This window comes from Pseudochelatococcus sp. B33 (genome assembly GCF_053570585.1).
The window spans coordinates 18,110-43,855 of sequence record NZ_JBSEFH010000019.1 but is presented as its reverse complement, the minus strand read 5'-3'; the positions used below and the strand labels follow the sequence as shown (position 1 = coordinate 43,855).

At 62.8% G+C, this 25,746-nt stretch carries 24 protein-coding genes; 17 read left to right on the top strand and 7 right to left on the bottom strand.

The genetic code is table 11. The features are described from left to right. Nucleotides 1-13: 13 nt before the first annotated feature. From ACUSIJ_RS20135 to ACUSIJ_RS20110, 6 genes are all read left to right on the top strand, one after another. Nucleotides 14-916 carry an HpcH/HpaI aldolase family protein gene (locus ACUSIJ_RS20135; protein WP_449310205.1) on the top strand — a complete coding sequence of 301 codons (903 nt, stop codon included), beginning with the start codon at nt 14-16 and terminating at the stop codon, nt 914-916. Between the two features lie 63 nt (nt 917-979). Further along, nucleotides 980-1,429, top strand: coding sequence for a tripartite tricarboxylate transporter TctB family protein (locus tag ACUSIJ_RS20130; protein ID WP_449310204.1), 450 nt, complete (start codon nt 980-982; stop codon nt 1,427-1,429). A 4-nt stretch (nt 1,430-1,433) separates the two neighbouring features. Beyond that, on the top strand, nt 1,434-2,987 hold the full coding sequence (locus ACUSIJ_RS20125; RefSeq protein WP_449310203.1) for a tripartite tricarboxylate transporter permease: 1,554 nt from the start codon (nt 1,434-1,436) through the stop codon (nt 2,985-2,987). Continuing rightward, a complete protein-coding gene (locus ACUSIJ_RS20120; protein ID WP_449310202.1) occupies nt 2,977-4,017 on the top strand; it encodes an amidohydrolase family protein in 1,041 nt (346 codons plus the stop codon). Before ACUSIJ_RS20125 ends, ACUSIJ_RS20120 begins: the two co-directional genes overlap by 11 nt. 34 nt (nt 4,018-4,051) lie before the next feature. Further along, entirely contained in the window at nt 4,052-4,999 is a 948-nt protein-coding gene (locus ACUSIJ_RS20115; protein WP_449310201.1) for an ABC transporter substrate-binding protein, read from the top strand. Between the two features lie 40 nt (nt 5,000-5,039). Next, nucleotides 5,040-6,077, top strand: a complete 1,038-nt coding sequence (locus ACUSIJ_RS20110; RefSeq protein WP_449310200.1) for an AbrB family transcriptional regulator — start codon at nt 5,040-5,042, stop codon at nt 6,075-6,077. A 271-nt stretch (nt 6,078-6,348) separates the two neighbouring features. On the opposite strand, the gene ACUSIJ_RS20105 is transcribed toward ACUSIJ_RS20110, so the two are convergent. Continuing rightward, nucleotides 6,349-7,563: a LysR family transcriptional regulator gene (locus ACUSIJ_RS20105; RefSeq protein WP_449310199.1), complete on the bottom strand. Its 1,215-nt coding sequence runs from the start codon at nt 7,561-7,563 to the stop codon at nt 6,349-6,351. 163 nt (nt 7,564-7,726) lie between these two features. On the opposite strand from ACUSIJ_RS20105, the gene ACUSIJ_RS20100 reads away from it, so the two are divergent. The 5 genes from ACUSIJ_RS20100 (at nt 7,727) to ACUSIJ_RS20080 (ending at nt 13,208) form a co-directional block, all read left to right on the top strand. Beyond that, nucleotides 7,727-9,082, top strand: coding sequence for an MmgE/PrpD family protein (locus tag ACUSIJ_RS20100; protein ID WP_449310198.1), 1,356 nt, complete (start codon nt 7,727-7,729; stop codon nt 9,080-9,082). A 177-nt stretch (nt 9,083-9,259) separates the two neighbouring features. After that, nucleotides 9,260-10,234, top strand: a complete 975-nt coding sequence (locus tag ACUSIJ_RS20095; RefSeq protein ID WP_449310197.1) for a Bug family tripartite tricarboxylate transporter substrate binding protein — start codon at nt 9,260-9,262, stop codon at nt 10,232-10,234. A gap of 100 nt (nt 10,235-10,334) precedes the next feature. Then, nucleotides 10,335-11,216, top strand: coding sequence for an isocitrate lyase/PEP mutase family protein (locus ACUSIJ_RS20090; RefSeq protein ID WP_449310196.1), 882 nt, complete (start codon nt 10,335-10,337; stop codon nt 11,214-11,216). A gap of 30 nt (nt 11,217-11,246) precedes the next feature. Further along, entirely contained in the window at nt 11,247-11,699 is a 453-nt protein-coding gene (locus tag ACUSIJ_RS20085; RefSeq protein ID WP_449310195.1) for a tripartite tricarboxylate transporter TctB family protein, read from the top strand. Nucleotides 11,700-11,702: 3 nt separating this feature from the next. Then, entirely contained in the window at nt 11,703-13,208 is a 1,506-nt protein-coding gene (locus tag ACUSIJ_RS20080; protein ID WP_449310194.1) for a tripartite tricarboxylate transporter permease, read from the top strand. Between the two features lie 5 nt (nt 13,209-13,213). Here the strand turns inward: ACUSIJ_RS20080 and ACUSIJ_RS20075 are convergent, their stop codons facing one another. The 3 genes from ACUSIJ_RS20075 to ACUSIJ_RS20065 form a co-directional block, all read right to left on the bottom strand. Further along, complete coding sequence (locus tag ACUSIJ_RS20075) at nt 13,214-13,693, bottom strand: PaaI family thioesterase (RefSeq protein WP_449310193.1); 480 nt, start codon at nt 13,691-13,693, stop codon at nt 13,214-13,216. A gap of 91 nt (nt 13,694-13,784) precedes the next feature. Continuing rightward, nucleotides 13,785-14,741: an agmatinase gene (gene speB, locus ACUSIJ_RS20070; RefSeq protein WP_449310192.1), complete on the bottom strand. Its 957-nt coding sequence runs from the start codon at nt 14,739-14,741 to the stop codon at nt 13,785-13,787. 93 nt (nt 14,742-14,834) lie between these two features. Next, a complete protein-coding gene (locus tag ACUSIJ_RS20065) occupies nt 14,835-16,103 on the bottom strand; it encodes a hypothetical protein (protein ID WP_449310191.1) in 1,269 nt (422 codons plus the stop codon). Between the two features lie 266 nt (nt 16,104-16,369). Between ACUSIJ_RS20065 and ACUSIJ_RS20060 the strand changes: the two genes are divergently transcribed. The 6 genes from ACUSIJ_RS20060 (at nt 16,370) to ACUSIJ_RS20035 (ending at nt 21,500) form a co-directional block, all read left to right on the top strand. Continuing rightward, nucleotides 16,370-17,206 (top strand): GntR family transcriptional regulator, encoded by an 837-nt coding sequence (locus ACUSIJ_RS20060; protein WP_449310190.1) that lies wholly within the window; start codon nt 16,370-16,372, stop codon nt 17,204-17,206. Between the two features lie 312 nt (nt 17,207-17,518). Beyond that, nucleotides 17,519-18,208: an ABC transporter substrate-binding protein gene (locus ACUSIJ_RS20055; protein ID WP_449310189.1), complete on the top strand. Its 690-nt coding sequence runs from the start codon at nt 17,519-17,521 to the stop codon at nt 18,206-18,208. Nucleotides 18,209-18,237: 29 nt separating this feature from the next. Further along, complete coding sequence (locus tag ACUSIJ_RS20050) at nt 18,238-19,017, top strand: amino acid ABC transporter ATP-binding protein (protein ID WP_449310188.1); 780 nt, start codon at nt 18,238-18,240, stop codon at nt 19,015-19,017. 19 nt (nt 19,018-19,036) lie between these two features. Beyond that, the gene (locus tag ACUSIJ_RS20045) at nt 19,037-19,729 is read left to right on the top strand and encodes an amino acid ABC transporter permease (protein WP_449310187.1); all 693 of its coding nucleotides are present in this window, start codon (nt 19,037-19,039) and stop codon (nt 19,727-19,729) included. A gap of 52 nt (nt 19,730-19,781) precedes the next feature. Continuing rightward, the gene (locus ACUSIJ_RS20040; protein WP_449310186.1) at nt 19,782-20,498 is read left to right on the top strand and encodes an amino acid ABC transporter permease; all 717 of its coding nucleotides are present in this window, start codon (nt 19,782-19,784) and stop codon (nt 20,496-20,498) included. Nucleotides 20,499-20,567: 69 nt separating this feature from the next. Further along, a complete protein-coding gene (locus tag ACUSIJ_RS20035; protein ID WP_449310185.1) occupies nt 20,568-21,500 on the top strand; it encodes a 3-keto-5-aminohexanoate cleavage protein in 933 nt (310 codons plus the stop codon). A 163-nt stretch (nt 21,501-21,663) separates the two neighbouring features. Here ACUSIJ_RS20035 and ACUSIJ_RS20030 read toward each other — a convergent pair whose 3' ends face one another. From ACUSIJ_RS20030 to ACUSIJ_RS20020, 3 genes are all read right to left on the bottom strand, one after another. Beyond that, nucleotides 21,664-23,625, bottom strand: a complete 1,962-nt coding sequence (locus ACUSIJ_RS20030; protein WP_449310184.1) for a tripartite tricarboxylate transporter permease — start codon at nt 23,623-23,625, stop codon at nt 21,664-21,666. 75 nt (nt 23,626-23,700) lie between these two features. Further along, entirely contained in the window at nt 23,701-24,828 is a 1,128-nt protein-coding gene (locus tag ACUSIJ_RS20025; protein WP_449310183.1) for a tricarboxylate transporter, read from the bottom strand. Between the two features lie 34 nt (nt 24,829-24,862). After that, on the bottom strand, nt 24,863-25,258 hold the full coding sequence (locus tag ACUSIJ_RS20020) for a cupin domain-containing protein (RefSeq protein WP_449310182.1): 396 nt from the start codon (nt 25,256-25,258) through the stop codon (nt 24,863-24,865). Nucleotides 25,259-25,746 lie beyond the last annotated feature (488 nt).

Below are 25,746 nucleotides of genomic sequence, written 5' to 3'. Positions count from 1 at the left end.
TCAGGACGTGACGATGTCAGACATTCCGAGACTGAACGGCGCCATTCGGGCGCTCACACAGGGGCGGCCCGCCTTCACCACGTTCGCGACCCCCGAGATCGGGGCCGCGCAGATGGTGAACGCGGCGCCGTTCGACGCGGCGGTGTTCGATCTGGAGCACCATCCCTACGACGTCAGGACGCTGCGGGACTGCCTGCAGTACATGCTCAACCGGGCCCAGATCCTGCGCATCGGCACGCCAGCTCCGGCCGTCACGCCGATGGTGCGCATCCCGGCCAATGGCGCCGAGATGAACGAGTATCTGGCAAAGCAGGTGCTGGATTGCGGCGTCTACGGGGTGATCTGGCCGCATGTCGCGACGGTAAGGGAAGCACACAGCGCCGTCGCGGCCTGTCGCTATGCCCGGCCGCCCGATGCGCCCTATCACAATCCTCCCGGGCGGCGTGGCGACGCGCCGATCCATGCCGCTCCCTACTGGGGGCTCACCTCGCAGCAGTATTACGAGCGCGCGGACGTATGGCCGCTCAACCCGAAAGGAGAGATCCTCGTCGGCATCATGTGCGAGAAGGTCGAGGCGATACGCAATCTCCCCGAGATTCTGGACGAGGTGCCCGGCATCGGCCTCGTCCTCATCGGCGAGGGCGATCTGTCGCAGGAACTGGGCTTTCCCAGGCAATACGACCACCCTGCCCTGCTGTCAGCGATAGACGACATCCTCGCCATCTGCGTCGAGAAGGGCGTGCCCTGCGGCCATCCCCATGTCGGGACTGACAATGTCGAGACCCTGCTGGGCAAAGGGTTCCGCTGGCTGATGACGGCGCCGACCCAATCCTTCGCCGCCCTCGAGGAAGGACGGCGGCTGTCGAACAGGACGGACGGCGGGGGACACCAGCCGGCAGGACCGGCAATGACATGAAGCCGGCCGCGGCGCTTCGGCGAGCCGGACAACGGGAGAGAGACAAACTAGGGAGGGCGACACATGCGCTCGAAAGACTATCGGGACGTGCTGGGCGGTTTCGCCCTGATCATGATCGGAATCGGAGCCGTCGCGACGGTGCTTGCCACGCTGCGTCTGGGAACCGCGACGCAGATGGGCCCCGGCATGTTTCCCGCCGCGCTGGGAGCGCTGCTCGCGGCGTTCGGTGCGTTGATCATGGTGCCAGCCATGCTGCGGGCCGGGGATATGCCGCATTTCGAGTTCCGCCCATTCGCGACGGTCATCGTCTCGATGCTGGCGTTCGCGCTGCTGGTCAAGCCGTTCGGACTGGCGCCCGCGATCGTGGCGGTCATTCTGATATCGAGCCGCGCCGACGGGAAGCTGTCGCCGCGCCGCGCGCTGGCGCTCGGCCTGTGTCTCGCCGGGTTCTGTTCCCTGCTCTTCAAATATGCCATCGGCTTGCCGATCGCCTTCCTTCGCTGGCCGTGGTGACGTGATGGACGATCTTCTTTCCAACCTGTCGCTCGGCCTCTCCATCGCCCTGACGTCGGCCAATCTGGCCTACTGCTTCATCGGCGTGACGCTCGGCACCATCGTCGGCGTGATCCCCGGAATCGGGGCGGTGGCGGCGATCTCCATGCTGTTCCCGATCACCTTCTACCTGGACCCGACCGGCGCGCTGGTCATGCTGGGCGGCATCTACTACGGCACCGCCTACGGCGGTTCAATCGCATCGATCCTGCTCAACCTGCCCGGAACGGCGTCGAGCACCGTCACCTGCATCGATGGCTATCCGATGGCGCGGCAGGGGCGCGCGGGCGTCGCGCTGTTCATGACGGCCATCGGCTCCTTCGTCGGCGCCAGCATCGGCATCATCATCATGATGCTGTTCTCGCCGCTGATCGTGCAGATCGCCCTGGGTTTCGGGCCCGCCGAATATTTCTCGCTGATGTCCCTTGGCCTGGTGGCGGCGTCGGTGATCACCGACGGGTCGCCGGTGAAGGGCTTCGCCATGGTCCTTTTCGGCATTCTCATCGGCATCGTCGGAACCGACATCTACACCGGCGCGGCCAGGCTCACCTTCGGCGTCGTCGAGCTCATGGACGGCGTCAGCCTCGTCGCCCTGGCCATGGGCCTTTTCGGAGCGACCGAGGTGATCGCCAGCGTCCGCTCCATGGCCGGGGGCACGGTGAACACCAGCGTTACGATGCGTTCCATGCTGCCGACGCGCGACGACGTGCGGCGATCGTGGTTCCCCATGGCGCGCGGCACGGCGGTCGGATCGTTCTTCGGCATGCTCCCCGGCACGGGCGGCACGATCGCCGCCTTCATGTCCTACGCGCTCGAAAAGAAGGTGGCGAGAGAGCCCTCCCGCTTCGGCAAGGGTGCGATCGAAGGCGTCGTCGCGCCGGAATCCGCCAATAACGCCGCGGACCAGACAGCTTTCATCCCCACCCTCACGCTCGGCATTCCGGGCAGTGCGACGATGGCGCTGATCATGGGCGTGCTGATGATCCACGGCATCGCGCCGGGGCCGCGGCTGATGACCGATCACCCCGACATGTTCTGGGGTCTGGTCATGAGCTTCTGGATCGGCAACGTGCTTCTGGTGATCCTGAACATTCCGCTCATCAGCCTGTTCGTCCGCATCCTCACCATCCCCTATCACGCCCTCTATCCGGCCATCCTGATGTTCGTCTGCATCGGGGTCTACACCGTGAACTACAGCGCATTCGACGTGCTGGTCGTGGTCGTCGTGACGACCATCGGCTACGGCATGCGCGTGCTCGATTTCCCGTCCGCGCCGCTGCTGCTCGGCTTCGTGCTCGGGCCGCTGATGGAGGAGCATTTCAGGCGGGCGATGCTCATTTCGCGGGGCAGCTTCGACATCTTCATCGACCGGCCCCTCAGCCTCGCATTCCTCGCGGCGATCCTGGCGCTGATCGTCTGGAGCGTGTGGGACGCCTACCGATTCAAGAAGAGCGGCTCGCTCCTCGGCCTCGATACCGAGCGCCTGCTTGCCGATGCGGAGACCAGAAATGATCATTGACTGCCACGGCCACTACACGACCACCCCGCCGCAGCTCGATACATTCCGGGAGCAGCAGATCGCCGCTGCTTCGGGAGCCGGACGTCCGCCGGCGACGACGTCGCTCAGGATCAGCGACGACGAGATCAGGGAAAGCATCGAACCGGCCCAGCTCAAGTTCCAGCGGGAGCGCGGCACGGACGTGACGATATTCTCGCCGCGTGCGTCCGGAATGGGCCACCATGTGGGTGGCCACGACATCGCCGTCCAATGGGCGGAGGTCTGCAACGACCTGATTCACAGGGCCTGCAGCCTGTTCCCGACGAACTTCATCGGCGCGTGCCAGTTGCCGCAGGTGCCGGGCCTTTCGCCACGCAACTGCGTGCCGGAACTCAGGCGCTGTGTCGAGGAACTGGGCTTCGTGGCCTGCAACCTCAACCCCGATCCCTCCGGCGGTCACTGGGCCGACCCGCCGCTCACCGACCGCCACTGGTATCCGCTCTACGAGACGATGGTCGAGCTGGACGTGCCGGCGATGATCCATGTCAGCGCGTCCTGCAACGCCTGCTTCCACGCCACGGGCGCGCACTATCTGAACGCCGACACCACGGCGTTCATGCAATTCCTCACCGCCGATCTCTTCAAGGATTTTCCGACCCTCAAGTTCGTGATCCCCCATGGCGGCGGCGCGGTGCCCTACCATTGGGGCCGCTATCGCGGGCTGGCGCAGGACCTTTGCCTCCCGCCGCTGCAGGAGCACCTGCTCAAGAACGTGTTCTTCGACACCTGCGTCTATCACTATCCCGGCATCGCGCTTCTGCTGGAGGTCGTTCCCGTCGACAACATCCTGTTCGCCTCGGAGATGATCGGCGCCGTGCGCGGCAAGGACCCGGACACCGGACACTACTTCGACGATACCAGGCGTTACGTCGACCAGGTCGTCGACCTCGACGAGCCGAGCCGCCGCAAGATCTTCGAACTCAATGCGCGCCGGGTCTACGGCAGGCTGGATGACGCGCTGGAGAAGAGAGCCGCGGCCATGTCCGCATAGCGAGATGTCCGCATAGCCCCCCCGGGAGACTGCCATGGTCGATCACCTGCCAGAACTGAACGTCGCGCTCGGCACCTACGGCCATACGGTGCCGCTGAAGACCGGCGCCGTGCCGATCGCGGGGTTCCGGGCCGTCTTTCCCGACGTCTCGCCAACGCATGAGATCTTCCGGCGCATGATCCAGGAGGAAGCTTTCGATGTCGCCGAGATGGCGCTGACGACCTACCTCGTGGCCAGGTTCTACGGCAAGCCGCTGGTGGCCCTGCCGGTCATGCCGATGCGGATGTTCCATCACGGCACCATCTGGTGCCGTGCCGGGCGCGGCATCCGGAGCCCCAAGGATCTGGAGGGCCGGCGGGTCGCCGTGCGTTCCTACGCGCAGACCGGGCCGATGTGGAGCAGGGGCATCCTGCAGACGGCATACGGCGTCGACCTCGACCGCATCGAATGGGTCACGTTCGAGGGCTCCCATGTGCCGGAATGTCCGGACCCGCCCAACGCGTCGCGCGCGTCGGCCGGCGACACCATGCGCGCCATGCTCGAAGCGGGAGAGGTCGACGCGGCGATCAGCCTGGAAAGCCTGTCGTCTGGCGATGTAAGGCCCCTCTTCGCCGACGCGGCAAGGCTGGAGGCCGACTGGTTCACCGGGACCGGGATCTATCCGATCAACCATCTCGTGGTCGTCAGGGCCGATCTGGCGGCGCAGCATCCGGAACTGCCTGCCACGCTGTTCGAGGCCATGGCGCGCGCCAAGCGCATCTACCTGCAGCAGCTCGCCGCGGAGGGTCCGGCGAACGCCGCGGACGAAGCTATCGTCCGCGTGGGACGACTGGTCGGAGGCGATCCGCTCCCCTTCGGCGTCGGGCCGAACCGCCTTGCGCTCGATACCGCGGCGGATTTCGTGCAAAGGCAGAAGATCATCCCGGTCCGCTACGCCGCCGCGGAAATCTTTCCGGCGGAGCTTTCAGGGCTGTCCGGCTGATGCGGCGGGGTCGACGCCCACCGCTCGCGGGGGCGCGGCGATGAAAGGCGCCGTGATCCTGCCACTGACTTACGCGCTGGGACTTGCAAGCGGCTATCTGTTCTCCTCCATTCATTTTCCGCTGCCGTGGATGATCGGACCGCTGATCGCCGTCGGCCTTGCGGCGACGCTGGGCTGGCCGGCGAGGGCGCCGCGCGTCACGCGTTCGATGGGGCAGATCGTGGTCGCCGGATCGATCGGCGTCTCGATGACGCCGGCGGCGGCCGAGACCGTTCTTGCGCACTTGCCGGAGATGATCGGCGCCGGGCTCTACGCGATCGTCTCGGCGCTCGCCGCGGCGGCGCTGCTGTTGCGGCTCGCGAAGATCGACCTCGTGACGGCCTGTCTTGCGTGCGTGCCCCTCGGGCCGATGGAGTCCGCGCGGCTGGCGGAGCGGTATGGCGTGAGCGCGCCGACCGTCGCGCTTTCGCAGGCGGCCCGCACGGTCACGCTCGTCATGATCATCCCGCCGGCGATTTTCTATCTCAACGGCGTGTCCGGAAGCGACGCGACGCTTGCCCAGGCCGAGCGCGACTCTCTCGGCGTGGGTCTGCTGCTGCTCGGCAGCTTCGCGACCGGAGGGGTCGCGGCGAGGACGGGCGTCCCGAACGGCCCCTTCATCGGCGCGCTCGTTTTCTCGACGCTTGCCGCCTTTCTGACGCTGCCCATCAGTCCGATGCCACCCGCGCTGCTCGCCGTCGCCCAGGTGCTGCTCGGCGTTTCACTCGGCTGCATGTTCAACAGGCAGATTCTCCGGCAGGCGTGGACGTTCGTCCTCTACGCCTTCGCCGCCAATCTGGGGCTGCTGGCCCTCTGCACCCTGGGCGCCGGCGTCATGGCCCTGATGACGGAGATGAGCTGGTCGTCCGCCGTGCTGGCGATGGCGCCGGGAAGCCTCACCGAGATGGCGCTGACGGCAAAGTTCATGCATGCCGACGTGCAGCTGGTGACGGCGTTTCACATATTGCGGATATTCCTCGTCCTCTTCGCGATGCCCTTCATCTTCCTGGCCATCCGCTATCTTCTCGCCCGCTCCTAGAATCGCCACCGCCCGGCGCGGGCCGGCATCCCGGACGAACGGGGGCGCCGATGCCGATAACGAGATTCGATGGCATATGCCGCTACATCGAATTGGTTAGCCGAAGGAGATTTTGAGAGTATGGGGCTTGCAGAATACGCTCTTGTCCATCCCTGGGGCTGCTGGTGACGGTTGGACGATCATGGAAGAACATACCTGTCAAATAGTTTTGTGCATAGCCGAACGGCCGGCCACGACGATCCGCGGCCGGTGCTGCGCGCGCAGCAGGTCCCTAGCCGGAAGCGGACTGGCCGGCGTTCGGCTTGGCGAACTCCCGCGAATATTGACGGATTTCGTCCATCAGCATGGTCGCAGCGGTCGACGGATGGCCATCGGCGCGATAGGTGAGGCCGATCGTGCGCGATGTCTCCGGAAGGGCGATCGGCAGCGCGGAAAGAACGCCGGTGCCGAGTTCGTGGTCGAACTGTTGCGGCGAGACCGCGGTGATCAGGTCCCCTTGCAGCAGCAGTTCCCGCAACATCGTGAGATCACTCGTTTCGATGACCGTCAGCGGCGGCTTGAGGCCACGGCTGGCGAACATGCGCTCAAGCCGCTGCCGCGTCGGCGTATCGCGGTGCGGCAGAATCCAGCGGGCGTCCTTCAGATGTTCGAGGCGCGGCATGGCCTGCGAGCGCAGCGGATGGCCCGGGCGCGTCATGATCGCCAGTTCGTCGACGAACAACGGTTCGCCCACCAGCTGCGTCTCCATCGCCTGCGGGCGCAGGGCGCCGAACAGGAAGTCGATGTCGCCGGCGCGCAGGTCTGCGGCGGTGACCTCGAAAGGTGCTTCGACCACGCTCACGAGCAGGCCGGGATGAGCGGCCAGCAACCGCGAAATGGTGCGGGGAAGGATCAACGCACGCCCGAGCGGGCTCGCGCCGACGACGACCTTGCCGACCAGCGCACCCTGCAGGCTTGCGATCTCGTCGCGCGCGATGCGGATTTCGGACAGCGCCCGCTTGATGTGGAAGGCGAGCGCCCTGCCCTCCGGCGTCGGCAGCATGCCCTTCGCGGTGCGCTCGAAAAGCGGCAGCCCGAGGCTCGACTCCAGCCCGCGAATCGAGGCGCTCACAGCGGGCTGGCTGATGCCCAGGCGCTTCGCGACAGTCGGCATGTGATGGCTGGCGACGAGTTCGACGAAGGCGCGCAGCCGCTGTTCGCTGACCTGCATGGAGAAGATCGCAGCGTTGGCGGCTTTGCGCGAACCATTCTCCACATCGAGGATCTCGGCGCGAGCACGCTGCAGTTCGGCGGCGATCCGGCGCGCGCGGACGAGCAGCGCGGCGCCGTAACTCGTTACCAGCAGCCCCTGCGGACGCCGTTCGAAGAGATCGACGCCCAGCGTCTGTTCGAGCTCGAATATGGCGCGCGTCACGCTGGACTGCGCGCGGAAAAGCGCGGCAGCGGCCTTGGTCACGCTGCCGCGCTCGGCGGCCGCCAGAAACATCCTCAAATGTCCAAGCCGGATATCCATGGAAATGCCCGTTCAACACTTCGCGCTGCCGCATCGTGAGCTGACGCAAGGCCGGACGGCACGAAAAACCAGACGCACCCGACGAAACCCTCTTCGATGTTTTGCCGGAAAAAAGGCACTATAGGGAGTTTATAAATTGAGCGAAACAAGACAGTTGGCGGAATTCGCCGCCCAGCTTCGCTTTTCCGACCTGCCGCCTGCCGTCGTCGAGAAGGCAAAGGAACTCATTCTCCATGCGTGGGGCGTTCAGCTCGCCGGCAGCACGCTGCCCCTGTCCAAGTCGGTCTACCGCTACATCCGCTCCCAGGGCGGCACGACGGAAAGCACGACGCTCAATTACGGCCTGAGGACGTCGGCGGCGAACGCCGCCTTCGTGAACGGCGCCTTCGGGCATGGCTTCGAGATGGACGACAACCACGCCATGACCAGCGTCAAGGGCGGGTGCGTCGTCGTGCCCGCCGGCCTGGCGATCGGCGAGCGGCAGGTCAGCTCCGGCAAGGATTTCATCCTGGCCGTCGTCGCCGGCTACGAGATCATGGTCCGCGTCGCGCTTTCCGTGACGCCGGTTCTCATGCAGCGCGGCCATCAGCCCACCGGCTCCTGCGGGCCTTTCGGCGCGGCGATCACCGCCGGCAAGCTCCTCGGCCTGGACGAAAACGGCCTGCTGCAAGCCCTCGCCACCGCCGCGGTGCATGCCGGCGGCCTGGTCGAGGCCCCCGCCAGCGGCCGCGGCGACCTCAAACGCATATTCGGCGCCATGGCGGCTTCCGGCGGCATCCGCTCGGCGCTGCTGGCGGAGGCCGGCCTTACCGCGCCGGCGACCATGCTGGAAGGAGAGCGCGGCTACTGCCGGGCCTATGGGGACTCCGTCAACATGCCGGCGCTCACGGCGGCGCTGGGCTCGAAATGGCACATCCTCGACGCTCACTACAAGGTGTATGCCCAGGATGGCTTCCTGCAGCCGATGACGGAAGGGCTTGAACGCATCGTCGGCAAGCACAGGTTCACCGTCGACGACATCGAGAGCATCAAGGTCGGCGCGAGTCGGGAAGCCCAATACTGGGTCGGCGTGATCCGGGAGCCGCAGGACATCACCAGCGCCCAGTTCAGCGCGGCCTTCAGCCTGGCGATGTACCTCGTGAAAGGCGACGTCGGCTTCCTCGAATATACCGACGAGAGCCTGCGCGATCCGGAAATCCTCGCGCTCAGCCGCCGCGTCGAACTCGAGGTGGATGACGAGATCGAGGCCGAGTTCAGGAAGACCCGGCCGCGCGGCGCGCGCGTCACGGTGCGCCTGCGCTCCGGCGAGACCTTCAGTGAGCTGGTCCCGTCGCTGCGCGCCCTGACGCCGGCGGAGGTCGAGGAGAAGTTCCGCAAGCTGGCCTCGGTCGCCCTGCCGGAGGAGCGGTACGAGCAGGTGGTGTCCGCCGTCCACGGCCTGACCGAATTCCGCAACGTGGCGACGCTGGCTCCTCTGCTGACGCGCGCCTGAATGCTCCGGCGAAAACCGACGGAGCATTGGAGAAAAATGCATTAAAGCTGAATCGCTATTTTTCTCTATCCATTTGTTAACGCATCAAATTTTTCCAGAAAGTGCGCACATCTTCTGGTTTGATGCTGTAAGAAACCAAACAAGAAAATCCGAATAATAATGAATCGGGAGGAAGACATGAAAAAACTGATCGCGAGTTCCATCATCCTGGCTGCGGCGAGCTGGCTCGCCGCGATGCCCTCGGCGGTTGCGGAAGACGCCGCGTCCTTTCCCTCGCGCCCCGTGCGCTGGATCATTCCGTCGTCGCCGAGCGGCGGCACGGACTTTGTCGCACGCGCGATCGCCGACAGCCTCAGCAAGCGGTGGAACCAGCCTGTCGTATCCGAGAACCACGGCGGCGCCGGCGGCGCGGTTGGCCTCGAGCTCGTGGCGCGCGAGGCCCCCAACGGCTACATTTTGGCCGCGCTCAATGTCGGCCAGATCGTCGCGGCGCAGCTCCATTCGAAAGGCATCAGCTTCGACAGCTTCACGCCCATCGCGCGGACCGCCGTCAGCCCGCAGATGCTCGTCATCAGCAAGGATGTGCCGGCGAAGACCGTCGATGAACTCATCGAGCTGGCGAAAGCCGATCCCGGCAAGCTGAACTATGGTTCGACCGGGCAAGGCGGCACCACCCATCTGGCGATGGAGGCTTTTCTCAAGATGGCGGGTGCCGAGATGACGCATGTGCCCTACAAGGGCACCGGCCCGGTCGTGCCGGATCTGCTCAAGGGGCGCATCCAGGTTGCGATGGCAAGCCCCCCGTCGGTTCAGCAGTTCGTCAAGGACGGCCAGTTGCGCGCGCTGGCGATCACCGGCACCAATCATTCGCCGGAGCTGCCGGACGTGCCGACCTTCGCCGAGGCGGGCTACCCGGACTATGACATGTCGACCTGGTTCGGCATCCTCGGACCGGCGGGCATGGCGCCCGATCTGGTGGCGAAACTCAACGCGGACATCAACGCCGTCGCGAACGATCCCGAACTGGCGTCGCGGCTCGCCGCGCAGAGCATCGAGATCTCCGGCGGCCTGACCCCCGGGCAACTGACGGACTATATGAACCAGGAATCCATCAAGTGGGACGAGGCGGCCGAAGCCGCCGGCCTGAAATAGAGCCCCGGGGGGCGCGCCGGCCTGTCGTCAGGGCGCGCCGGCGCGCGATACAGCAATGAATTGCAATATCGAAGCTGCCAGCCCGGCATGAGAGGATGTCATGACCTACACTGAAAGACGACAGGCACTCCGGGTCATTCTGCAGGGGCCGGAATGCCTTTCGCCGGCGAGTGTCTACGATCCGCTCTCCGCCCGGATCGCGCAGGACGCGGGGTTCAGGATCGGGCTGCTTTCCGGGTCGGTGGTTGCGGCGACCACGCTTGGCGCGCCCGATCTGCTGTTGCACACGTTGACCGAATTCACGGACCAGATCAGGAAGGTGACGCGGGCAAGCGACATCAGCCTGCTGACCGACGCCGACAACGGTTTCGGCCATGCGCTGAACGTGATGCGAACCGTCCAGGAATTCGAGCATGCCGGCGTGTCCGCGATGAGCGTCGAGGACACAGCGCCGGCCGGCTTCGGCGAGCCGATCAGTTCCACCCGGCTCGTGCCGGCAGAGGAGATGGCCGGCAAGCTCAAGGCCGCGCTCGCGGCCCGCAGCGATCCGGCGTTCATCCTGGCGGCGCGCACCAAGTCCCTTGCCGAAGAGGGGCTTGACGCCGCCGTCGCGCGCGTGAAGGCCTATTCCGCGACCGGCGTCGACGCCATCTGGCTGGTGACCGTCGAAAGCCTCGAGCAATTGCGCGCCATCCGCGCGGTCACGAGACTGCCCTTCATCATCGGGACGAACCACGGCGCGCTGACCCGCGACCAGTTGGCCAGCGTCGGCGCAAGAATCATGTTGCAGGGGCATTTGCCCATAGCTGCGGCGGTCAAGGCGCTGACCGAACTCTACGACCGCCTGGCCAGAGGCGACGAACCCGCCGCCTTGGAGGCCGACGTCGCGTCGGCGGGCGACATGGACCGGTGGCTGAACGCGCAGTCCTTCGAAAACTGGGCGAGAGAATTCATGCAGACGGATACCGGCAATCAACAATAACGGTCAGGCTGTCTTTTCAGGGAGGAAAAGATGACAAACATGAAAGAGACCGCGGTGGGAGGGATCTTCGTTTTTTTCGGGATCTACTTCCTCATATCGACACTCGGGACGCTTGAGGTCGGTTCTGCCCTGCGCATGGGGCCTGGCTATTTCCCGATGCTCCTTTCCGGTCTGCTGATTCTGGTCGGCCTCATCATCGCCGTGCGGGGCATCAGCACCCAGAACATCGCGGCCGGGCCCGTCGCCTGGCGGGGCATGGTCTTCGTCGCCGGTGCGCCGGTCTTCTTCGGGGCGATGATCTCGCGTCTGGGACTGATCCTGTGCCTGTTCCTCACCTGCATGATCGCTGTCCTGGGCAGCCGCGGCGTCTCTCCCGTCTCGTCGATCCTCATCAGCCTCGTCCTGACCGCGTTCTGCGTGGCGCTCTTCAGCTACGGGCTCGGCCTGCCGATCCCGCTGTTCGGCTCGTGGTTCGGAGCCTGACCGATGGACCTGATCAGCAATCTCGCCGTCGGCGTCGACGTCGTCTTCGTACCCGTCAATCTCCTTTATTGCTTCGTCGGCGTGACCATCGGAACGGCGATCGGGGTGCTGCCCGGCGTCGGCCCGACGGCGACCATCGCCATGCTGCTTCCGATCACTTTTTCGCTGTCGCCGACAGCGTCGCTGATCATGCTCGCCGGCATCTACTACGGCGCGCAATATGGCGGCTCGACCACGGCGATCCTGCTCAGCCTGCCGGGCGAGTCCGCCTCCGTGATCACCGCCATCGACGGCTATCAGATGGCGCGGCGCGGGCGCGCGGGCGCCGCCCTGGCCGCCGCCGCGATCAGCTCCTTCGTCGCCGGCTGCATCGCGACCGTGCTGATCGCCGTGTTCGCCTTGCCGCTGACCTACCTGGCTCTGGAGTTCGGGCCGGCGGAGTATTTCTCCCTCATGGTGCTCGGCCTCGTTTCGTCGATCGTGCTGGCCAGCGGTTCGCTCCTGAAGGCCGTGGCCATGATCCTGCTCGGCCTTCTGCTGGGGCTTGTCGGCACGGATCTCTACAGCGGCGCGCCGCGCTTCACGCTCGGCTTCCTTGAACTTGCGGACGGGCTCGACTTCGCCGCCGTCGCCGTCGGCATCTTCGGCGTCGCCGAGATACTGCGCAATCTGGAGGGCGCGGAGGAACGCGGCTCCGTCGTGGCCAAGGTTTCGGGACTCCTGCCGACGCGCGGGGATCTCAAGCGGATCGTCGGCCCCAGCCTGCGCGGCACCGCCGTTGGCTCGATCCTCGGGATATTCCCCGGCGGCGGCGCGCTGCTCTCGTCCTTCGCGGCCTATACGCTGGAGAAGAAGGTGTCGCCGAACGCCGGCGAGTTCGGCCACGGCGCGATCGAGGGCGTGGCGGCCCCGGAAAGCGCCAACAACGCCGGCGCACAGACCTCCTTCATTCCGATGCTGACGCTCGGCATCCCGTCCAATCCGGTCATGGCCATGATGATCGGCGCGCTGATGATTCAGGGGATCGCGCCCGGACCGAATGTGGCGGCCGACCGGCCGGACCTGTTCTGGGGCATCATCGTCTCGATGTGGATCGGCAACATGATGCTGCTGGTGCTGAATCTGCCGCTCCTCGGCGTCTGGGTGCGGCTGCTGAGAATCCCCTACAGAATGATGATCCCGGCGATCATCGCCTTCTGCAGCATCGGCGTCTACAGCATCGAGACGAACACGTTCGGCCTCTACGAGATAACGCTGTTCGGGCTTCTCGGATACGGCCTAGCCAAGCTCGGCTGCGAGCCGGCCCCCCTGGTCCTCGGCTTTATCCTGGGACCGATGGTCGAGGATCATCTGCGCCGCGCACTGATCCTCTCCCGGGGCGACCCGTCCATTTTTGTGACGCAGCCGATCAGCCTGGGGCTGCTCCTCGCGGCCACCATCGCCCTGATCGTCATCTGCCTGCCGAACATCGCGAAGAAGCGCGAGGAGGTGTTTATCGAGGAGGACTGAACCGTTCAATGAGGGGGATCACCCGCCGTAATGGCAAATACGGCGCACGTGCTGACTCCGTGGGCGCAAAGTCGCTCCTCTTCATCGAAGAGCCGCCCTTCCACGGTCACGATCCGACGGCCGGCGTGGACGACGTGGCCTACTACGCGCAGCAATCCGGATCGGCGATTCACGGCGCGCACGAAGTTGGTCTTCAGTTCGATGGTGGTGTAGCTAGATCCGGCCGCCACCTTGGTGTGAGCCGCGCATCCCATGCCCATGTCGAGCAGCGTCGCGATGTAGCCGCCATGCATACTGCCGAGTGGATTGTAGTACCGCTCGTCAGGGCGTGCCCGCACCACCGCCTCGCCGTCGCCGATCTCGCATATGACTGCGCCGAGTTCGCGATATATCGGCGCATGCGGCAACGATCCGTCGCGGACCGCGGACATCAAGTCGAGACCGGAGCGGGAAAGAAGGTCGGAGCGATCGAAAACACCGAGCATGAAAGCGCTGGTCCTTTCCGGCTGCCCGTATCGTCGCAGGCCGCGCTGGCGCGGCGCCCCCCTCTGCGATGCCGGGGGGCACCGGCGTGTTTCACTGACGCGCCCTGGCGGCCGCCTGCACGGAGATGAATTCCCAGGTCAGCGACGCGGCGAGCATCGAGGTAACGCTTCCCACGTCGTAGGCGGGCTGAACCTCGACAATGTCGAAGCCGACCATCTGCTTGAAGCCGGAGAAGGCGCGCACGATGGCGATTGCGTCGCTGCTGTTGGGACCACCCGGAACAGGGGCCGTCGTGCCGGGAGCATAGGCGGGGTCGATGCCGTCGATGTCATAGGTGCAGTAGCAAGGAGAATCCCGCAGCGTCTTGATCTGCTCGATGACCCAGGGGAAACCCTTCTCGTATATCATCTCCCCCGTGATGCAGGTGGCGCCGTGATCGCGGATGAAATCAAAATCGTCGGAAGCGTATACGGAGCCGCGGATCCCGATCTGGAGCCACTTCTTGGGATCGATCAGCTTCTCCTCGACCGCGCGACGGAATGGCGTCCCGCCGCCGAAACGGGTGCCGAAATACGCCTCTCCCGTGTCAAGATGCGAATCCACCTGAACAAGCGCCACGGGGCCATGCTTCTTCGCCAGCGCCCGCAAGATCGGCAGGGTAATAGAGTGGTCGCCCCCAACGGCGACCGGCGTCGCACCCGCCGCAACGACGCGTTCGACAAACGACTGGATCAGCTCCCGCGACTTCGCCGGATCGAGCGGATTGACCGGACAGTCGCCGAGATCCGCGACCTTCAGGTGATCGTAGGGCGAGACCTGCAGCGCGGGGTTGAAGGGCTTGATCGTCGCCGACATCTTTCGGATTTCGGCCGGGGCGAAGCGCGACCCGACGCGATAGCTTTGACCGCCGTCGAACGGCACGCCGAAGACGGCGAGATCAAGACCATCCGGATCGGCGACGGTGGGAAGCCGGAAGAATGTCGAAATGCCGGCGAAACGGGGGGTCTCAAGCGAATTCGCAGGTTTTGGTGCAGTTGTATTTTGCAAGATGACGCACTCCTTCGGGGTTAGCGATCACGCTATGAAGAATGTCTGGCTCTCGGGCCGGAAAGACTTCGACGATCGGGCAGTTCGTTTCATTCAGCCGGGAGCCGGACCAAGAAGGAGTTCGCGGACGCTCTCCGGGTTCTGCAGCAGTTTGCCCAGCTCGGTCATGGATGCATCAACGGCCTTCGCGAACGCGGCCGCGCCGCCGAAGGTGTGCAGCAGCTCCGGCGGGATGAACTTCAAGAGGAGATTCGCGCCGCCGGGCGGCAGGCCCACGAAATGCACCGTGATCATTCCGTAATCTCTCAGCATGAGCATGCAGAGCGCCGAATTGGCCTCGAACGGGACGATCGGGGGATGATTGACGCCCCCGCGCTGCATCGCCATCTCCAGGATGTCGTCGGCGCGCAACTGGACCGTGCCCGGCGTTTCGTAGAGCTTGTCGCCGAAATAGGGCCGCAGCGCCTCCGCAACTTCCCTCGTGGCGGCCATCAGGTCACGCACCCGCTGGGGGGAGTATTGTTCGAGGCTGCGAACGACGGCGGGGTAGAGCAGTTGCCTCGCCTCGAGGCCGCATTCGAACCCCTTCGCCCGGATTTTGGCGACGAGCTCCCTGTCACCCGCCATCAACCCGAGCCGCGGGCCAACCGTTCCGTACTTGTCCAGGCCGGTTGCTCCGATGTCGACGCCGAGGTCGAGCATCTTCGGGTGATCGAAGACGGCGGGCCCGACCCGCGCCCCGCCGGCGTCATCGACATAGACCGGTATGCCGCGCGCGTGGGACGCTTTCACCACCCTGTCCACGTCTGGGATCGGCATCATGTCGTAGGTGGTCGCAAGACGTGTCAGGACGACGAGCGAAACGCTCTCCTCCCGGTCCAGCACACGCTCGAACTCGTCCACCCCTGATGCATCGATGAAATTGGCGTTGACGTGCCGGGCGCCCCGGATCACCGAGGGGTGGCTGTGGGTTGGCGTGATGCCGAGCACGGTGTCGCCGGCCTTCACGAGCGTCAGAAACGTCGCGAGCGTCGCGCCCGTCAGACGGTTGAACACCGCGATGTCGTGGACGTCCGACCGCCCGCCCAGATGATCGAGCGCCAGCGACTTCATGCGCTCGAAAAAGATGCCGGGCGCAATCTCGTCATCGGCCACGGGCAAGTCCTCCGGCAGCATCGGCAGCCTGTGCTCGAGGCCGGTGAACACGAAGTTGGCCTCCGCACCGCCCGCTTGGATGTTGCGGCCGATGAAGCGCCAGGCCTGCTCGAGACGACGGAAATCGTCCTCCGTTCCCTTCAGGATATTGCCGCGCGCGTAGGACAGCGTGGGCGCAAACTCGTTCCCGAACCTATCGTACCGCACTGGGAAGCCCTCCCTAGGTATGGATTAATTAGTACGATCAATTAGACAAATAGCCGGGATAATGTCAAGCACCTTGCCTTGCACACGTTGTATGCAGTTGCCCAATTTGTGCATATATAATTGATTTAAAAACATATTTTATTTGAAGCCATCCAGATTGCCGAACTGGGCGAACCATCAAAGGCGGCATTTCCGAAAAGTATTGATCATATGTCTAATTAAGACTATGCTTATCGCCTTTAGTGCAAACAGAAGGTTCGTATCGAGTGGCAAAATCCCGCTTCTTCCACCCTTATCCGAAGCACCTCCAGATCACGGACATCCTGCGAAACAGGGTGCTGACCCAGATGCGGCCGGGGGACCGGATCGAGCCCGAGGTCGAGCTTGGCAAGCAGTTCGGCGTCAGCCGCGAGACCATCCGCCAGGCGCTCGCGCCGTTGGAGAAGGAGGGCCTCATCACCCGCACGCGCGGCCGGGGGAGCTTCGTGGCGAAGCACGTTCCCAGGCCGGCCGGCCGCAAGGGGAGATTGACCGGCCTCGCGGAAGACTTCCTTCAGGGGCTCAGCTACCGGCTGTTGTCCAAGGAACTGGTTCGGGCCGACGAGGAGGCGGCCATGTTCCTCAGGGTGGAGCGCGATGTCATTCTGGTCCGCATCGACAGAACCAGTTTCCTGGAGCAGAAACCCCTAGCCTATCACGAGGCCTATCTGCCGGCAGAGGTCGGCGTCCGTGTCATGCAGGAGGACGTCGAAAGCGCGTCCGTCGCAGCCTTGCTGACCGGCCCGTGCGGCTACACGCTGGAGGAAGATCATCAGATCATCGAAGCGGATGTAGCCGATGTCAGAATATCCGAGCAACTGCAGATCCCGATCGGCGCTCCGGTGCTCGTCATGCGGCGTATCTACTTGTCCGGCAACGAACAGCCCATTGCCTACTTCAAGTCGTACTACCGCGCCGACCGTTACGTGTACACCGTCGTGCTCCGCCAGGATGGAAGATACCAGCCCCAGGACGGCCGCTACCAGCATATCGTGCCCTCGCGGCACGGCCCGGATGCTGCGCAGACGTCGACACCTGAACCCACCGGAGCGTCAGCCTCCTAGAACGCGTCCGATCGGATGGAATTATTTGATCCATAAGCATTCGCTCAAAATCAACGAGTTATGGCATGTCAGCGTTTCCGTGAAACGATGACATGAGAAAAAGGGGAAGCAGGCAGGAACCGCAAGCTCTGAAGCACCGGGTCTCCCGGCAATCCGTGGAGACCTCCGCCAGAAAACGCATAAAAAATATAATATAAACAACGATCAACCAGGGGAACAACAGCAATGACCTTTCAATCTATGCTTATAAAAGTTGCCGTAGGCGCAGTGATAGCGGCATCGTTTGGTCTCGGTTTCGGCACGAATGCGTCTATGGCCCAGGAAACCATCATCTTCGGCACAGACCCCTCATACCGCCCGCTCGCCTTCTACGACGATTCGAACCGTCTCGTCGGTTTCGACATCGATCTGGCCGAGGCAATGGCCGAAAAAATAGGCGTCGAGGCGCGTATCGAGACGATGTCGTTCGATGGCCTGATCCCTGCCCTCCAGTCCGGCCGAATCCATGTCGAGCCGGAGATGGCGATCCGGCCGCAACGGCGTGAGCAGGTCGACTTCTCAAACACCCTTCTCACCCAGACGAATGCGCTGGTGGTTCGCGCCGACCGGCAAGATTTCAATCCCTCGGCTCCCGAGGAACTCGCTGGAGAAAGGATCGGCGTGTCGGCCGGCACCTCCACGGAAATCCTGCTGTCCCAAACGCCCGGCTTGAACATAGCGCGCTTCAACACCGTCGCAGACGCCTTTCACGACCTCATTCTCGGACGACTGGACGTGGTCGCCGTCGACAGCCTCACGGCAGGATATTATGTCCAGCATACATATTCGGACAAACTCCGCGTCAGCAGCGCGTCCCTCGCGGGCAGGGTCGAGATCGGGGCCGCTGTCCGGAAAGGCAACACCGAGCTTCTGGACCGCCTGAACAAGGCCATCGAGGAGATGAAGGCCGATGGCACGCTCGATCGGATCGTCAAGAAGTGGTTCGGAGACATCCCGTACTGACGGCCTGCTGCACCAAGGGGAGGTACGTGATGTCTGGGTCCGTACTTGAGGCCAAAGGCGTTTGCGTGCGGTTTGGCGCGCTGGAGGTCCTGCACGACGTGAATCTATCCATCGGAAAGGGGGAGACGGTCGCGATCATCGGTCCAAGCGGCTCCGGAAAGACGACGTTCCTGCGCTGTCTCAACTTTCTCGTACCCTACTGTGCGGGCGAAGTCCTGCTGAAGGGCGAACTGGTTGGATACCGACGCCAGGGCGACAGGCTGGAAAGGGTCAGCGAGCGGGAAGTGTGCCGCCAGCGGGCGCGCATCGGCTTCGTGTTCCAGCGTTTCAACCTGTTCCCCCACCGCACGGTGCTCGAAAACCTGATCGAGGGACCCGTCTTCGTGCTGGGTGTGCCGCGGGCGAAAGCCGAGGAACGCGCCCGGACCGCCCTGGAGCGGGTCGGCCTGAGCGGCAAGTCCGATCTCTATCCCGACCAGCTGTCGGGCGGGCAGCAGCAGAGGGTGGCGATCGCGCGCGCCCTCTGCATGGAACCGGAGATTCTCCTGCTGGACGAAGTCACCTCGGCGCTCGACCCGGAGCTCGTGGGCGAGGTGCTGACGGTCCTGCGCCGCCTCGCCGACGAAGGCACGACAATGGTCCTCGTCACGCACGAACTCAGCTTCGCCGAAAGAAGCGCCGACCGTGTCGTCTTCATGGAAGACGGGCGGGTCGAGGCTGACGTGTGGACGAAGGAGTTCTTCAAGGCGCCGCCCACACGGCGCATCGCGTCATTCATCGCTGAATCACGGAGCCATATGGGTTCGTGAGCAACCTGCGGAGCAGCCGTTGTTCGAGTTCTTTCTGCGATACTGGCACAGCTACTTGGCCGGGCTCGGCGTCAGCTTTGTGATTGCAACGGTGTCCATGATGGTTTCCATTCTCCTGGGAACCATGCTGGCCACGAGCCGGCTGGGCCAGAATGCGGCACTGAGGGCGAGTGCGGCCATCTACATCGCGTTGTTCCGGGCCGTTCCGCCGCTTCTCGTGCTGTACGTCGTCTTCTTCGGGATTCCCGTCTGGGCACGGGACTCGGACATTCCGGGCGTTGCGGCCCTGTTCGATCCCCTGAACAACCGGATCGTCGCCGCGGTCGTGGCGATGTCTCTGACGAGCGCCGCCTATTCGGCCGAGATCATTCGGGCTGGCATCGTGGGCGTGCCCGCCGACCAGATCGAGGCTGCGCGGTCGATCGGCATGCCATTCTGGCTGAGGTTCCGGCGGGTGATCGCTCCGCAAGCGTTTCGCCTGGCGCTGCCGCCACTCGGAAACGAATACGTCTACGTGCTGAAAGGTACGTCGCTCGTCTCGGTCATCGGTGTGGTCGAACTGACGCGCAGCGCCCAGCTCGCCGCGGGAAGCACCTTCGAATACCTGACCGCCTATACGTTGGCGGGACTGTACTACATCTTCACGGTCGCCATGCTCCAGATAGCGCTGGGCTATATCGACGGCAGCAGGCGTCGCAGGGAGCACGGCTGACGACCCGTCCGCCTCTACGCACTTGGAGCTGGTCTATGATTGGAGGTGCCTTATGATCGCGCTTCTGGCGCAGCACTGGCTCAGCTTCACGCTCGGGTTTGTGTTATCCGTCGCCGTCTCGTTCATCGTCATCGTGCTGTCGGTCCTTGTCGGCTCCCTCCTCGCGCTGGCGAAGACGTCGAGCATACGGCCGCTGCGGAGCCTTGCATGGTGCTACACGGCGTTGTTCCGGGGCATACCGCCTCTGCTGATGCTCTATCTCGTCTACTTCGGACTGCCGAGCTGGGCGCTGAGCTCGGGCGCGCCGGCCCTGGTCGCGCTGACGGAGCCGCTCAACAACCGCTTGTTCGCGGCCGTATTCGCGCTCACCCTGATCAGCAGCGCCTATTCGACCGAGATCATCCGCGCCGCCATCGACTCCGTGCCGAAAGAGCAATGGAGCGCTGCCCGCTCGATCGGCATGCCCTACTGGCTGACCATGCGTCGGGTCATCGCTCCGCAGGCCGTCCGCTTCTCCATTCCGCCACTCGGCAACGAGTATATCGCGGTCCTGAAAGCGACATCGCTGGTCTCCGTCATCGGCGTCGCCGAATTGATGCGTGCCACGCAACTCGTGGCCAGCATGACATTCCGGCACATGGAAGCCTATACGATAGCAGCGATCTACTATGTGAGCTTTGTGATCACCCTCGAGATCGGCCTTCGGCTCATCGGCCGAAGCGGCAGGACAGCACAGGCCGCAGTATCGGGCCAGTGGCGGTTCGCCTGAGATGGCCGAGCAGCCGCGAAGCGGTGTGGCCCGCCGGATGAATCATCGCATACCATAAGGGAGGCATGGATGGCTGCGACGCGTCGCGTAATCATCACCTGCGCTGTAACGGGATCGATCCATACCCCGTCGATGTCGCCGCATCTGCCGGTGACGGCAGCCGAAATCGCCGAGGCGGCGATCGGCGCGGCCGAGGCGGGCGCCGCCATCGTTCACCTGCACGCCCGCGACCCCGAGACCGGCTTCCCGGACCAGTCGCCGGAGCGGTTCGAACCCGTCCTGAAGGTGATCAAGCAGCGCTGCGACTGCGTCGTCAACATCACCACCGGCGGCGCGGCGACGATGACGATCGAGGAGCGGCTGAAGCCGGTCGCTGTCTTCAAGCCGGAGGTCGCCTCGCTCAACATGGGCTCCATGAACTTCGGGTTGTACCCCATGCTCGACCGCTTCAGCGCGTTCAGGCATTCCTGGGAACGGCCCTATCTCGAAGGATCGCGGGACCGCATCTTCAAGAACACATTCGCCGATATCGAATACATCCTCTCCACCTGCGCCGAGAACGGCACCCGGTTCGAGATCGAGTGCTACGACATCGGCCATCTCTATACGCTTGCCCATTTCGTCGACCGGGGCATCGTCAAGCCACCGTTCTTCGTCCAGAGCGTCTTCGGCATCCTCGGCGGCATCGGACCGCATCCCGAGGATGTCCTGCATATGAAGAGAACCGCGGAGCGCCTTTTCGGCATCGATCTCCGCTGGTCGGTGCTGGGCGCCGGCCGGCACCAGTTGCCCATCGCCGCGCAGGCGGCGGCGATGGGCGGCAACGTGCGCGTCGGCCTTGAGGATTCGCTTTGGATCCGCCCGAAGCAGCTCGCCGAGTCGAATGCGGCGCAGGTAGTGAAAGTGCGCCAGATCATCGAGGGCCTTGGCCTTGAGATCGCAAGCCCCGCCGACGCGCGCGCGGCTCTCGCGCTCAAGGGTGCGGACGGCGTCGCCTTCTAGCATCCATCCCAAAACGGCTGACCGTTCCGGGATGGATTTGCGGGAAGGTTGCGCCCGCCATCCGGCGGGCACTATTCTGGCATGAACCGGGGTATGTTTCCGCAACAACGCGCCCCGGTTCAGATCTCGCTGTTATACCGAATAACCTTACAATCAACCAGCTTTAGAATATACTGGGAATATTAGGCTGAAATATTCCTTCTGGATATTCTAATGTCAAAATATAAGCCATTCCATTGAAAATAATTATCATTGCAACTGAACTAATAGCACATGCAACATGCGACAGACCTGCCTTCAAACGCAGGAACCCGTACACGAATGCCATCATCGCAATCACAAAGCCGAAGAGCGCGGTGAAGCCGAGAAGCGCCACCAGCCATGCGATATAGTATTCGTTGCTATGGCCTTTCGCGTCCTCAATAGCCGTAGTCCGATCCAGATCATGCAGCACAGGATGAGGATTTTTTGAGAAGAAAAGTATATATCCTACCGGGATCAGCAGCAGCAACATAATGGCGCTGACAGCACGTGGGAACATGCCATTCGCATACTGCCAACCCATGCTTTGAATCAGCGTGTATCCTGTGAAAGCCACGATGACGAGGAAGAAGATTATCTGTGGAAGTCGCCGCGCGGTTGTGTGCGCGCCATCTTCGCTCGGCTCGCCCTTTACGCCCTTATAGCGGATCGCGGCAATTATCGACGCAATGGCGATAAGAATAAGGACTATGACGATAGGCCTTCCCAGGAAAGACCACCCATACACTTGCGTGGTGCGATAAATGCCTGCCTCCAGTCCCCCAGCAAGCACGAAGCCGATCATAAGAGCGGGACGGGGCCAGCCGAAACGCTTCATGTAAACCCCAAGCGTACCGAGCACCAGAAGCGTGACAAGGTCACCCCAGTCCCTTGTTGGCTGAAACGCCGCGAAGAAGATCAGCGCTATCATGAATGGAGCGATGACCGGATAGGGGATAGTCGTCAACTTGGCGACGGGTTTGGCAAGGATAATGCATGTTCCCGCGCCGATTATGTTCGCGATGGCGAGCGACCAGATGATCGTGAACGTCAGGTCAAGATTGGTAGTTACCATATCGATGCCGGGACGAATGCCGATAAGCACAAAGCCGGCCAGCATGATCGCCATGGCCCCGGAGCCGGGAATCCCGAGCAGCAACGTAGGTATGAGAGCTCCGCCTTCCTTGGCGTTTGTTGCAGCTTCCGGCGCAATCACTCCCCGCACATCGCCTTTCCCGAAGCCTGACTTGTCTTTGGCCGTCTGCACCATGTTTCCATACGCGATCCAGTCGATCACGGAGCCACCCACGCCCGGCAGCGCACCCATAAGCGCTCCGAGCCCGGAGCACCGGAGAACAATCGGCCAGTGCTTGATGGTATCCTTAATCCCCATCAACCATCCACCACCCAGAGGGGCGCTGTCCGAGATAGCACGGTCTCTTCGTAGAAGATCCACGATCTCAGGGACGGCGAACAAACCAAGCCCGACGATGATCAACGGCACACCGTCTATGAGGTATGCCGTTTCAAAAGTGAAACGCTGGAAACCGGAAGCGGGTGCCGAACCGATCGCGCCTATCAGCAGGCCAAGACCACAGGCGACCAGACCTTTGAAAACACTGTCTCCGGTCAACACGCCCACCATGCTGAGCGCGACGATAACGAGCATCATTTGCTCTCCGAAGCCAATCAGGCGCAGAAGCGGCATGGCGCTGAACAGGGCGATACTCAGCACGATTGCTCCGAACACCCCGCCTATCAACGATGACGAGAAAGCCGCTCCGAGTGCGCGCGCAGCTTCGCCCTTCTTGGCCATCGGAAAGCCGTCGACAACAGTTGCTTGCGATGCGGATGTCCCTGGGATCCCCATGAGCACCGCCGGAAACGTATCAGACGTGGTGGTGACGGCCTGCAGGCCAATCATCATCGCGAGAGCGTGTCCGGGATCCATGCCGAAGACAAACGGAAGCAGCATGGCCAGGCCGACCGCTCCGCCGAGGCCTGGCAGGACGCCAATAATGAGCCCCAGATAGACGCCGAAGACTAGGTAAAAGAGGTGCCAGCCACTGACGAGTGTCAGCAGCGCGTCGATAATGACATCCATTATATTTGATCCCGATACTTCAGAAATACGTGACCGGCAGGGCAGCGACGAGACCGACGCCACCCTGCCGAGAGATTAAATCTGAATGTTGTAGCGCTCGCGAAGATAATTCTTCAGGAACGCCTCAGTCTCGGGATCGAGAGATACAGCGCGACGAACCGCATTATCCGCGTCTTCACCCAGGAAATGCGGGTAGTCGCCTTGTATCTCTTTCGCGCGAGCTTGAAATTCCTCATCCGCTATCGTCTGCTCGACGGCTTTCACATACACGTCACGGATGTCGTCCGGCGTTCCCGCCGGCAGAGCCAGACCCTTGGCCGCAATCTGTGCAAGATAGATGAAGGCCTCGACAGCATTCCACATATCTCCCGACGGCGGTTCCCCATGAACCTGCTCATAAAGCTCTCCGATCCACGGCAGATCAGGAAAGACCGGGTCGCGCCCGATCTGCCCATCCTCGACGTAGCCGAAAGTGAACATCGGAACGAGTTCCCCGCGTTTGACATAAGGCATGACGCGATCGATGAAAGCTCCTGACGTGTCGTCGTTGACTGCCATTTCCCCGCGCAGCATTGCTTCCCTGACTTCGCCGCGAGCCACCCCGAAGATTGCATCGAACTTCAGACCCAGGAGGTCAAGCGCCATAATGATCCGCAGTTCGGCGGCGTCAGGTTGCTTTGCTCCATACAGGAGTAACGTTTCGTTATCGATCAGACTACGCACGTCCTTGGCGATATCCTTGCCGTCAATGCCAACATGCGGAGCAAAGTACACCACGGTTCCGAGAGCGGACGCGACGATTTGACGCCAGCCGAGAAGGTCGAACTCGCGTTGCGGAGCGGCCAGAAGTTGCGCCACCGACGTGGAACTGGAGGTTGCGATGATCGAAAGTCCATCTGGTTTGGCGCGCGCCTCGAACCGGTTGGAACCCATTATCGAAGCTCCTCCGGGGAAGTTGCGTATGATAACGCTCGGATTTCCCGGAAGGTATTTCTGAAGATACGGCGCGAATAGACGCACATAAACGTCTGTACCGCCACCTTCTGTATAAGGAACGATGATCTCAACTGTCTTGCCGCTGAAATCGACAGCTTTCGCCTGGACGGCCACGCTGACAGAAGCAGCGACCAGAGTAGCTCCAAACAGTGCATGCTTTGTGTATGCTGCCAGCTTCTGGCTAAGTCGGGTTATATAATGTTTCAATTTCGTATCCTCCCAGGTTAACATCAGAATACGTTTAGTCACTCCCCGGATAGCGTTCTTCTGCCTTCTCGGCATCCTTAACCATCTGGTAATCCTGGTCCATTTTGCCGGTGCCGACCGGACTTTTCACCGTGAAGAACGTTGCTGGGCCGTTTATCGGGCGGCTGCGATGGGGAGTGTTACGCGGGATCAGGACCAGATCGCCCGGACCGACGATGCGATCCTCATCACCCAAGATGAAATGCATCTGTCCCTCAAGAATCAGAGTCCACTGCTCCTCGTTTGGATGTTCGTGCAAAGCAGGTCCCTGGCCTTCGGGCTTTGTCATGACCGCTACCTTCATAAATTCGCCGGCGGCAGTCTTGATTTCGGCATTCGGGTTTCCCTTGCTCTCACCTTTTTGCATCTCTGCGATGCGATAGAACGGCATAGTTCACCTCCACTACGCTGGCTGCACCTCGAAAAAAATCAATCATTCGTTTGAAACGATTATTTGAATGTGGTAGGAATTGTCAATACCCCACAGCGAAAGTAATCTCATCAGCAACTTTCCGCAGGCCAATTTGCAATAAGAGACATGCGAAATGGTGGATTCTTCCACGCCTCTCAGCGGCGTGCCCGGATGAAGCATATCGTCACAAGCCGACGACTGAACGCCCTATACACCGCCTCCGGCGCGCTCCTGGCGGGTTTCCGTGGTGGGTACTGGTTTTGGCTGATGGCAGCCCCTGCCTTGGACATTGGGAGTGCTGACTGTCACCGCGCTTCTGGCGTCCGGGGCAACGACAATGTCCCTGAATAGGTCTTAACGTGATGAAATTATATTATGGCGCAGCTCGCGCACCATCGGAGGGCAAAACCAACTCTCATTTTGTGATTGAGATGAGGCGCTCAGCCCCGCTGTGCCTTTCCGATGCG

Excerpts from the sequence above, each read along its gene's own strand:
- ACUSIJ_RS20135 (WP_449310205.1), top strand. The coding sequence starts at position 14 with ATGTCAGACATTCCGAGACTGAACGGCGCCATTCGGGCGCTCACACAG.
- ACUSIJ_RS20130 (WP_449310204.1), top strand. The coding sequence starts at position 980 with ATGCGCTCGAAAGACTATCGGGACGTGCTGGGCGGTTTCGCCCTGATC.
- ACUSIJ_RS20125 (WP_449310203.1), top strand. The coding sequence starts at position 1,434 with ATGGACGATCTTCTTTCCAACCTGTCGCTCGGCCTCTCCATCGCCCTG.
- ACUSIJ_RS20120 (WP_449310202.1), top strand. The coding sequence starts at position 2,977 with ATGATCATTGACTGCCACGGCCACTACACGACCACCCCGCCGCAGCTC.
- ACUSIJ_RS20115 (WP_449310201.1), top strand. The coding sequence starts at position 4,052 with ATGGTCGATCACCTGCCAGAACTGAACGTCGCGCTCGGCACCTACGGC.
- ACUSIJ_RS20110 (WP_449310200.1), top strand. The coding sequence starts at position 5,040 with ATGAAAGGCGCCGTGATCCTGCCACTGACTTACGCGCTGGGACTTGCA.
- ACUSIJ_RS20105 (WP_449310199.1), bottom strand. The coding sequence starts at position 7,563 with ATGTTTCTGGCGGCCGCCGAGCGCGGCAGCGTGACCAAGGCCGCTGCC.
- ACUSIJ_RS20095 (WP_449310197.1), top strand. The coding sequence starts at position 9,260 with ATGAAAAAACTGATCGCGAGTTCCATCATCCTGGCTGCGGCGAGCTGG.
- ACUSIJ_RS20090 (WP_449310196.1), top strand. The coding sequence starts at position 10,335 with ATGACCTACACTGAAAGACGACAGGCACTCCGGGTCATTCTGCAGGGG.
- ACUSIJ_RS20085 (WP_449310195.1), top strand. The coding sequence starts at position 11,247 with ATGACAAACATGAAAGAGACCGCGGTGGGAGGGATCTTCGTTTTTTTC.
- ACUSIJ_RS20080 (WP_449310194.1), top strand. The coding sequence starts at position 11,703 with ATGGACCTGATCAGCAATCTCGCCGTCGGCGTCGACGTCGTCTTCGTA.
- ACUSIJ_RS20075 (WP_449310193.1), bottom strand. The coding sequence starts at position 13,693 with ATGCTCGGTGTTTTCGATCGCTCCGACCTTCTTTCCCGCTCCGGTCTC.
- ACUSIJ_RS20055 (WP_449310189.1), top strand. The coding sequence starts at position 17,519 with ATGGCCCAGGAAACCATCATCTTCGGCACAGACCCCTCATACCGCCCG.
- ACUSIJ_RS20050 (WP_449310188.1), top strand. The coding sequence starts at position 18,238 with ATGTCTGGGTCCGTACTTGAGGCCAAAGGCGTTTGCGTGCGGTTTGGC.
- ACUSIJ_RS20040 (WP_449310186.1), top strand. The coding sequence starts at position 19,782 with ATGATCGCGCTTCTGGCGCAGCACTGGCTCAGCTTCACGCTCGGGTTT.
- ACUSIJ_RS20035 (WP_449310185.1), top strand. The coding sequence starts at position 20,568 with ATGGCTGCGACGCGTCGCGTAATCATCACCTGCGCTGTAACGGGATCG.
- ACUSIJ_RS20030 (WP_449310184.1), bottom strand. The coding sequence starts at position 23,625 with ATGGATGTCATTATCGACGCGCTGCTGACACTCGTCAGTGGCTGGCAC.
- ACUSIJ_RS20020 (WP_449310182.1), bottom strand. The coding sequence starts at position 25,258 with ATGCCGTTCTATCGCATCGCAGAGATGCAAAAAGGTGAGAGCAAGGGA.